The 9,067-nt window shown below is 72.9% G+C and carries 8 protein-coding genes; 7 read left to right on the top strand and 1 reads right to left on the bottom strand.

Annotated elements, in window-relative coordinates; genetic code table 11:
* Positions 1-474: 474 nt before the first annotated feature.
* The 5 genes from ABZ809_RS22910 (at position 475) to idi (ending at position 5,033) form a co-directional block, all read left to right on the top strand.
* Complete coding sequence (locus tag ABZ809_RS22910; RefSeq protein ID WP_357564617.1) at positions 475-648, top strand: hypothetical protein; 174 nt, start codon at positions 475-477, stop codon at positions 646-648.
* Positions 649-709: 61 nt separating this feature from the next.
* Complete coding sequence (locus tag ABZ809_RS22905) at positions 710-1,501, top strand: alpha/beta fold hydrolase (RefSeq protein WP_357564616.1); 792 nt, start codon at positions 710-712, stop codon at positions 1,499-1,501.
* 44 nt (positions 1,502-1,545) lie between these two features.
* Positions 1,546-4,302, top strand: coding sequence for an AAA family ATPase (locus ABZ809_RS22900; protein ID WP_357564615.1), 2,757 nt, complete (start codon positions 1,546-1,548; stop codon positions 4,300-4,302).
* Positions 4,299-4,442, top strand: coding sequence for a hypothetical protein (locus ABZ809_RS22895; protein ID WP_357564614.1), 144 nt, complete (start codon positions 4,299-4,301; stop codon positions 4,440-4,442). Before ABZ809_RS22900 ends, ABZ809_RS22895 begins: the two co-directional genes overlap by 4 nt.
* A 21-nt stretch (positions 4,443-4,463) precedes the next feature.
* Positions 4,464-5,033, top strand: coding sequence for an isopentenyl-diphosphate Delta-isomerase (gene idi, locus ABZ809_RS22890; RefSeq protein WP_357564613.1), 570 nt, complete (start codon positions 4,464-4,466; stop codon positions 5,031-5,033).
* 121 nt (positions 5,034-5,154) lie between these two features.
* On the opposite strand, the gene ABZ809_RS22885 is transcribed toward idi, so the two are convergent.
* Positions 5,155-6,348, bottom strand: coding sequence for a histidine kinase (locus ABZ809_RS22885; protein WP_357564612.1), 1,194 nt, complete (start codon positions 6,346-6,348; stop codon positions 5,155-5,157).
* 637 nt (positions 6,349-6,985) lie between these two features.
* Here ABZ809_RS22885 and ABZ809_RS22880 point away from each other — a divergent pair.
* Positions 6,986-8,014, top strand: coding sequence for a ketoacyl-ACP synthase III (locus tag ABZ809_RS22880; RefSeq protein WP_357564611.1), 1,029 nt, complete (start codon positions 6,986-6,988; stop codon positions 8,012-8,014).
* Positions 8,015-8,025: 11 nt separating this feature from the next.
* Positions 8,026-9,030 (top strand): hypothetical protein, encoded by a 1,005-nt coding sequence (locus tag ABZ809_RS22875; RefSeq protein ID WP_357564610.1) that lies wholly within the window; start codon positions 8,026-8,028, stop codon positions 9,028-9,030.
* The last annotated feature ends 37 nt before the right edge of the window (positions 9,031-9,067 follow it).

The following is a 9,067-nucleotide window of genomic DNA, read 5'->3' as shown; positions in this document are numbered from 1 at the left end:
TGCATGGTGGGGGGTATTGGGTGGGAAGTGTGGAGTTGCTGGTCAGGCATTGTGGACGGGTGGTGGGGCATGAGACCGTCACACCGGTGTGGTGAGCGGCACACGACGGAACGGGGAACGCTGCCCGTCGGATCTCGGAGGTTGTTCCCGTGACCGGCGGAAACGATTACCGAGGGCTGCTCCCGCCGGCCTGCTCGACGCACGTCTTTGGTTGCCGCGCGGGTGCTTGCCGGTCCCAGGTGGCCAGGGATACCGCGCCTGGGTGAAACTCTTGTGACGGCGGATCGGTCGGCTAGGGTATTGACAAAGGCCATCAAGTCTGCCGCGTCGTGGGAGTATGAGCGATTCACGATCGTGCTGTGATGAATCTCCGTGAAGTCGATGAGTGCCGACCTTGTTGAAACACGCACTCATACACGAGGTTTAAGTGGCGTTCCGCACCACCGAGGCCACGCAGTGCGAGAGGGGACTCCCATGTCGACCAACGTGAACGAGATTCTGAACGCCTTCTTCTTTGACGGCGCCGACGCCCCGACGGACGGCGACATCCGGATCGACGTCGTGGACAGCTGGACCACCAGCGACCTGTCCGCCGTCCGGCCCACCACCATCAGCTGGAGCGAGGCCCGGGTGGACGCGGGCTGCTGACGGCGCCCGACGTACCGCCACCGGCAGCGACGACCACGAGCGGATCCGCGGGGTGAACGAGATGACAGACACCGAGCTGTGGGTGCGACGGTTCCACCCCGCGGACGACGCGGCGACCAGGCTGCTGTGCCTGCCGCACGCGGGCGGTTCCGCGAGCTACTTCCTGCCAGCGGCCAAGGCGCTCGCGCCCGAGGTCGACGTGCTCGCCGTCCAGTACCCGGGCCGCCAGGACCGGCTCCGGGAGCCGGGCCTCACCTCGGTGCACGAGATCGCGGACCAACTGGTGGCGGCGCTGCTGCCACTGGTCGACCGGCCGATCGCCGTGTTCGGCCACAGCCTCGGCGCGACGATCGGGTTCGAGGTCGCGCTGCGGCTGCGGCGGGCGGGCCTCGCCCCGAGCGCGCTGTTCGTCTCCGGCCGGCGGGCGCCGCACCGGCGCAAGATGGAGCGGATCCACCTGCGCGACGACGCCGGCCTGATCGCCGAGGTACGCGCACTGGCGGGCACCGACGACACGCTGCTCGACGACGAGGACGTGGTGCGGATGGTGCTGCCGGCCATCCGCGCCGACTACACCGCGGCCGAGACCTACGAGTACCGGCCGGAGCCGCGCCTGGACTGCCCGATAGTCGCCCTCATCGGTGACCGTGACCCACGGGTGACGGTGGAGGAGGCGCAGGCCTGGCAGGAACACACCGGCGCGGAGTTCGAGCTCGCCGTTCACCCGGGCGGCCACTTCTACCTCAACGACCACATGCCCGCCGTGCTGCGCCGGATCCGGGCGCACACCCGGTCGCTGCGTCCGGCGCCCCGTGGCGACACCACGTTGGCCCCCGCCGCTCAACCGGGGTAAGTCGCCGGTCGAACGAACCTCAGGAGTGTCCGGAGGTGTCCCACATGGCACTGATCGAGAGAGAACACCTGCTGTCCGACCTCGCCGAGACATATGCGACGGCCGCCTCGGGCCAGGGCCGGGTGGCCCTGGTGGACGGTGGCGTCGCCAGCGGAAAGACCAGGCTGGTGAACGCCGCCGCCGAGGTGGCGGCCGGCGACGGCGCGCTCGTGCTGACCGCCGCCTGCTCGGTCGCGGAGAGCGGCATCCGGCTGGGTGTCGTCGGGCAGCTGTTCCACAGCCTCCGGGCCCAGACGAGTTCGGCCGACCACCTGTCGCTGCTGCGGCGCGACAACAACCTCACCGAGGAGTCGGACGCGGCCGCGCTGCGGCAGGGCGAGGCGCAACTGCTCGAGGAGGTCTGTCAGGTCCTCCTGGACGTGGCCACCGACCGGACGCTGGTGATCGTCGTCGACGACGTCCAGTTCGCGGACCCCCTGTCGTTGCAGGCCCTGCTGTACCTGCAACGACGGATCCGCTTCACGCGGATGCTGCTCGTGCTGAGCGGCTGCGTCGGCGCCCGGCCCGAGGCCGCCGCGTTCCGGGCCGAACTCACCCGGCAACCCCACTGCCGTCAGCTGCGGCTGTTGCCGCTGTCGCGCGACGGCGTCGGCCGCCTGCTCGCCGAGCGGATCCGCCCGGACGCCGCCCGGCGGCTCGCCGCGTCGGCGCACGCCATCAGCGGCGGCAACCCGCTGCTCGTACACGCGCTGGTCGACGACTCGTTCGTCGAGGCCGACGGGGACGTGGCGCCGACGGTGGGCGAGTCGTTCGCGCAGGCGGCGCTCGCCTGCCTGCACCGCAGCGACCCCCGGTTGCTCGACGTCGCCCGGGCCCTCGCGGTCGTCGGGCCGTCCGTGCCGGCCGGGCTCGTCGCCGGGCTGGTGGGCCTGGGCGCGGCGGCGGCGCGGCAGGTGCTCGGCGCGCTCGCCGAGGCGGGCCTCACCCAGGGACACTCCTTCCACCATCCGGCGGTACGCGCCGCAGTGCTGGACGACTGCCCGCCGCAGACCCAGTCGGCGCTGCGGTCGCGGGCCGCGCGACTGCTGCACGAAGACGGCGCATCCACCGCAGAGGTGGCCGCGCACCTGGTGGGCATCGACGGGCCGGCCGAGCCCTGGGCCACGCCGGTGCTGGTGGCGGCCGCCGGGGAGGCTGTCGCCGACGGCGCCGTGCGGCGCGCGACCGACTACCTGGAACTGGCACTGCGGTCCGCCCCGAAAGGCCCCGAGCGGGCCGCGGCGGAGGCGGCCCTCGTGCGGGTGCACTGGCGCGCCGAGCCCGAGGCGGTCCCACGCCACCTGTCGGCGTTGCTGGCGGCGGGGCGCGCCGGGTTCCTCGACGAGGCCGACACGCTCCTGCTCGCCCGGTCGCTCGCCTGGCACGGCAGGCACGTCGACGCGGCGGAGGCACTCGGTGGGGTGGGCGACCTCGCCACGCATCCGGACCCGGACCTCGGCGCCGACTACCTCGCCACCCGGGACTGGCTGCGGCACTGCCACCCGCACGGCGGCAATCCGGCCGGGCCCGTCGTCGACGACCACGGCGTTGCGGTCGACCGCGCCGAGGAGGTGCTGCAACGCGCCCGCGCCGGCGACTCCCTCCTCGTGTCGGTGTGGCACGCGCTGCGGGTGCTGGTCCATGCCGAGCACCTCGACCGGGCCGCCGACTGGTGCGAGAAGCTGGCCGAGGAGGCCGCGTCGCACGGGATCACGAGCTGGCGGGCCGTCCTGGACGACGTGCGCGCCGCCATCGCCCTGTGCCGGGGCGACCTCGCCGCCGCCGAGCGGCACGCGCGCGACGCGCTGGCCACGATGCCGTCCGCAGCCTGGGGCGTCGCCGTCGGCGCACCGCTGGCACACCTGATCCTCGCCCGCACGATGACCGGGCAGTTGGCCCTGGCGGAGGCGGCCCTGCGGGAGCCGACGCCCGCCGCGATGCGCCAGAGCCTGTTCTGGCCGCAGTACCTGCGGGCCCGGGGCGTCTACTACGACGCCGTGGACCGGCGGCACGCCGCGCTGGCGGATTTCCAGACCACCGGCCAGCTCGCCGTGGCCTGGGGCGCCGACGACCCCTCCGCGCTGCCGTGGCGGGTCGACCTCGCCAGGCTGTACGTGCGGATGGGACAGTCGGAGCGGGCCCGGACGCTGGTCACGGAGCACCTGGCACTGCCGGGCGGGGACACTCCGCGCGCCAAGGGGATGGGGCTGCGGGCGCTGGCCGCGGCGTACGCGCCCAAGCAGCGCCAGGTGATGCTGCGCGAGGCGATGGACCTGCTGCACGCCAGCGGGGACCGGCACGAGCTCGCGCACGTCTTCGCGGACCTGAGCCAGACCGGGCACGCGCTCGGCGAGTTCGGCCGCGCCAAGATGATGGGTGCGCACGCCCTCCAACTGGCCGAGGGGTGCCACGCCGAGCTGCTGCGGCGCAAGCTCAAGCCCTCCCACGACACCCTCGACCCCCAGGTGGCCGGCGCCAAGGACGGGCTCGCCACCCTGACCGACGCCGAGCGTCGCGTGGTCAACCTGGCCGCCCGGGGACACACCAACCGGGAGATCGGCGATCGGCTGTTCATCACCGTGAGCACGGTCGAGCAGCACCTGACGCGGGCCTACCGGAAGTTGAAGATCAGTACGCGTACCGAGCTGGTGCACATCGATCCGCCGAAGGGCGTACGCGGCAAGCGACGCCGGCAGGGCGTCGCGCCGGGCGGACCGCGATCCGACGACAGGGAAACCACGATGCGATCGGACCCGCCATGACCGTTGCCGAGGAAGTGGCCGACAGCCGGGCGAACCCGCTCGCCCGGCAGATACTGCCCCGGGCGAAGCTGGTGCCGTCGCAGGTGGCGGGCACCGGCCGGGGGACCGTGATCGTGGCCGCCTTCGCGCAGGCGAGCTGAATCCTGTTGGGGAGGGAAGCCGTGCCGCAGGTCGTGCTGCTCGACGATCAGGGACAACCCGTGGGTGCCATGGCGAGCGGGATGGTGCACCATCTGCGCACCCCGCTGCACCTCGCCTTCTCCTGCTACGTCTTCACCAGCGACGCGAAGCTGCTTCTCACCCTGCGCGGCGAACGGACGCGGACCTGGCCGGGGGTCTGGACGAACTCGTGCTACGGGCATCCCGTGCCGGGCGAGCCGGTCGCCGCGGCGGTGACCCGCACGCTGCGTACCGAACTCGGCCTGGCGGCGCCCGCACCCGAGCTGGTGCTGCCGGCGTTCCGGTACCGCGCGGTGATGGACAACGGCCTGGCGGAGAACGCGGTGGCACCGGTGTTCCGGGTGGTGACCGACGAGCGTCCGACCCCGGACCCGGCGGCCATCGCCGACTTCGAGTGGGCCGACTGGGCGGACTTCGTGTACGCGGTCAACACCGGAGACATCTCGGTGTCGCCGTGGTGCCGCCTCCAGGTCGCCGAGCTCGTCAGGTTGGGCGACGACCCGACGCGCTGGCCCACGGCCGACGAGTGTCTCCTGCCCGGCGGGCGCTGAGGGCGCCGGGGGTCGTCCGCTGACGCGTCCGGCTCCCGGGGCTGTCTTGTTTCTCCTGGTTCCGTGCACGGCCCTCCTGGCCGTGCACGGTTCCTTTGCGCGGGCGGGACGGCATGCCGGTTCATGGCTCCGCGCGGAGGGTGGCCTGCACGGTGAACGTCCCGTCCGCCCGCAAGGTGCGCAGCGTGCCGCCTGTGTCCCGCAGGCGGTCGGCCAGGCCGGGCAGCATCGTGTCGTCCGTTTCGGGGGCACCGTTGCTGCTGTCCTCGCTGACCACCGTCAGCCGTGCCCCGCCCGAGGTCCGGGTGACCTCGATGGTGCACCACCGCGCCTCGCCGTGCCGCAGCACGTGGGCGCTCACCTCCCGCAGCACGGACCCCAGCGGCCCGGTGAGTGTGGGCGGCAGGTCCCGATCCGGCTGCGTCACCGTGCACCGCACGTCGGCGGCCCGCAGCACCCGCGCCACCGAGAGCACCTGCTCACGCAGGTCGGCACCGCCGTAGCCGTGCACGGCCTCCCGCATCCGCGCCAGCGCGGCCGTCGCCAGCGCCCGCATCTCGGCGGTCTCCTTCCTGGTCTGTTCCCCGTCGACCAGCGCCAGCCGGGACGCCAGCTCGGCCTTGAGCACGATCGCGGCCAGGTGGTTGCCGAGCAGGTCGTACACGTCCCGGGCGAACCGCAGGCGCTCCTCCGTCGCCGCCAGGCGGGCCAGCGCGTCCCGCCCCTCCCGGGCCTGCCCGAGGAACGTCCAGAACCAGAGGTGCAGGACGTTCCACACCGCCACGGACAGCCCGAGCACCACCGTGACGGTCACGGCTTCGCGCACGGGACCGCCGAGCCACCAGGCCGTCGCCGCGGACACGAGCACCGGCGCCGCCATGGGGGTCACCGCGTATCGGACCGGCAGCAGCAGCGGCGCGACCCCGACCAGCGCGGCGCCCACGAACGACCAGGCGAGCCCCGGCGTGCCGCCCGCCGGCCCGACGAGTGGCAGGGACAGCAACGCGGCCGCACCGGGAACGGTGAGGGACCAGCGGGCCGTCGCCGCGGCCGGCCCGGGGGTGACCGCCCGGTACAACGCCGCGCCCAGTGCCGCGGCCACGACCAGTGACCCGACCGTGCCGAGCGCGATCCACAGTGGATCGGGGCCGCGGAACACCTCCAGGGTCGCGAGCAGCAGGCACACGGCGATCCCGCTCGCGGCGCTCGCCAGGGTGCACAGTCTCGCCTGCCGCATCCCCGGGGTGGACGGGGCGTGGGCGGGCATCGGGCTGCCCTGCGTCAGCCCGCGGGCCGGGGCGCCGGTGACCGTCAAGGCTGGAACTCCCCACGGACGTGGCACGCGCCGGGCGACGGGACGCCCGGCGCCGTCGGGCGCACCAACGCGGACGGCAGCGCGGTCAGCATCATCGCCTCCAAAGCCCGGGTCGATACGGAACGCATCATAGTCGTCACTTCGCGTTGCGGCAGCACTCGATTCGTCCGTATCGTCGCGGCCGGACGGCGCCCTTCCGCGGGTCCGCCCTCGGGGTGGGCCGTGTCGGCGGTGCGCGCTGTCATCGGATCGCCTCCGTCCGGTGCTGGTCGTGCCCGGCGGGGGCGGGGGTCGTCGGCGCCCACCGGTCCGCCCCACGGGTCGCCGGCCGTGCCGCGGGCTGTGCCGCGCGATCGGTCGTCCAGTCAGCATGGCGGCGACCAACGGTCACATCCCACCCGTGCGATGTCATGTCCGGCCCGGGAAGAACTGCACGGGTGAACCGTGTGTCGGGGTGCCGGGGGAGAGGTCGGGATGGCCCCGGAAATTGGGCGTTCCATTGCCTCGAAATCATTTCCGCCATCGCCCGGTAACTCGTGCTCCAGTTCGTGTCGGGTGGTGGCGTTCGTGATTGCGGTCGATGGTTCCGCTCCGCTAATTTGCAGGCAAGGAACGCCTTTCCTCTCTGGAGGCTGCTGTGTCCTCATCCGTCGGAATTCTGGGCACCGGATCCTGGGTGCCCACGCGCGCATTGTCGAACGAGGAAATCGCGCGACTCGTGTCGGGGGCGACTCCGGAATGGATCGTGCGTAAGACCGCCATTCGTTCGCGCCGGTTCGCGGCGGCAGAGGACGCCACGTCGGACCTCGCCGCCCGCGCGGCGACCCGCGCGCTGCGGGACGCTGGTCTCGGCGTCGACCGTATCGACTACCTCATCGTGTCGACGTCGACCCCGGACCAGCCGCAGCCGCCGACGGCCTGCCTGGTGCAGGAGCGTCTCGGCGCGTACGGGGCCGCCTGCTTCGACATCAACGTGGTTTGCGCGGGCTTCGTGCACGCCCTGGTGCTGGCGCGGTCGCTGGTGGCCGACCGGCCGGGCACCCACGCGCTGGTGGTCGGCGCGGACCTGTACTCGCGCATCCTGAACTTCGAGGACCGGCGCACCGCCGTGCTGTTGGGCGACGGCGCCGGCGCGGCCGTGGTGGGGGCGGTGCCCGCGGGGCGCGGCGTCGTCGAGTACGAGATGGCGAGCAGGGGCGACGCCAAGGACCTGATCCAGGTGGTGGCGGGCGGCAGCCGGCTGCCGGCCTCGGCGCAGACGATCGCCGACGGCGATCACTTCTTCCGGATGCAGGGTCGCGGGGTGACGGAGCTGGTCCTCCAGGAGGTCCCGCCGTTCGTCGACAAGCTGCTGGCCCGGGCGGGCGTCAGCGCGGCGGACGTCGCACACGTCGTGCCCCACCAGCCCAACGGCCTGCTGCTCGACGAGCTGGTACGCGCGTGCGGGCTGACCGCCGCGCAGACCCACCGCACGGTGGAGGAGTACGCGAACACCGGCAGCGCCTCCGTGCCGGTGACCCTCGACCACGCCAATCGGGCCGGACGGTTCTCCGACGGCGACCTCGTCCTCCTGCTGGCCTTCGGTGGCGGCATGTCGTTCGGGGCGTGCCTGCTGCGGTGGGGCCGGGCGGCCGCCACGCCAACTGCGTCGACTCAGGACGGTTGATCATGAAAACAGTGACGAAACTCGGAGCGTTCGTGCTGGCCCTGGTGCTGGTGCTGACGAGCGCGTACGTGGTGGGACGCATCGTCGGGCCCCCACCGGCCCCGGCACCCGCCGCCAAACCGGCCGCCGCCCCGGCGCCGGCCCACGAGGAGGCTCCGAACGGCCTGGCGATCTCGCACGAGAGCATGTACCTGAAGGTGCTCACGGACAACGTCCCGGCGGGGACGAAGCAGACGTTCGCCTTCCAGATCCTGCAACACGACGGCACGCCGCTGGTGAAGTACAAGCCGCAGCACGAGAAGCTGATGCACCTCATCGTGGCCCGGCGCGACCTGTCGCACTTCCAGCACGTCCACCCGAACCTCGGCCCGGACGGCATCTGGCGGGTGCCGCTGACCTTCGCGGCGGCGGGCGAGTACCGGGTCTTCGCCGACTACATGCCGCTGTGGGGCATCCACGGCGAGACGCTCGGGGCGGACGTGTCGGTGTCGGGCGACTTCCGCCCGGTGCCGCTGCCCGCGCCCTCGACCACCGCGACGGTGGACGGCTACACGGTGACCCTCGGCGGCGAACTCGTCCCCGGCAAGGACGGCAAGCTGACGCTCGGCGTCGCCAAGGACGGCAAGCCGGTCACCGACCTGGAACCGTACCTGGGCGCCTTCGGTCACCTGGTCGCGCTCCGCGACGGCGACCTGGCCTACGTGCACGTCCACCCCGACGGAACGCCGGGCGACGGGCAGACCGCGTCCGGCCCGGAGATCGTGTTCCACGCCAAGGTCGAGAGCTTCGGCGACTACCGGCTGTTCCTGGACTTCCAGCACCAGGGCGTGGTGCGTACGGCGGCGTTCACCCTGCGCGTGAACGGCCCCAACCCGCCGCCGCACGGCCTGACCGAGGAGGCCTTCGCCGCGGCCAAGGCCCGCAACGAGGCGGCGGTGCGCAACGGCGGAGCCGCCGTCCCCGCCGACACGAGCGGTGGCAGCACGGAAGGGGGCACCCCGCATGGCCACGGGTGAGCACCGCTTGGAGCTGGTGATCGGCGGCATGACGTGG

It is taken from the genome of Micromonospora sp. NPDC047074, from assembly GCF_040643815.1.
Taxonomy (GTDB): Bacteria; Actinomycetota; Actinomycetes; order Mycobacteriales; family Micromonosporaceae; genus Micromonospora.
The sequence above is the reverse complement of the archived record's forward strand: the minus strand, read 5'-3'. Positions and strand labels throughout refer to the sequence as shown.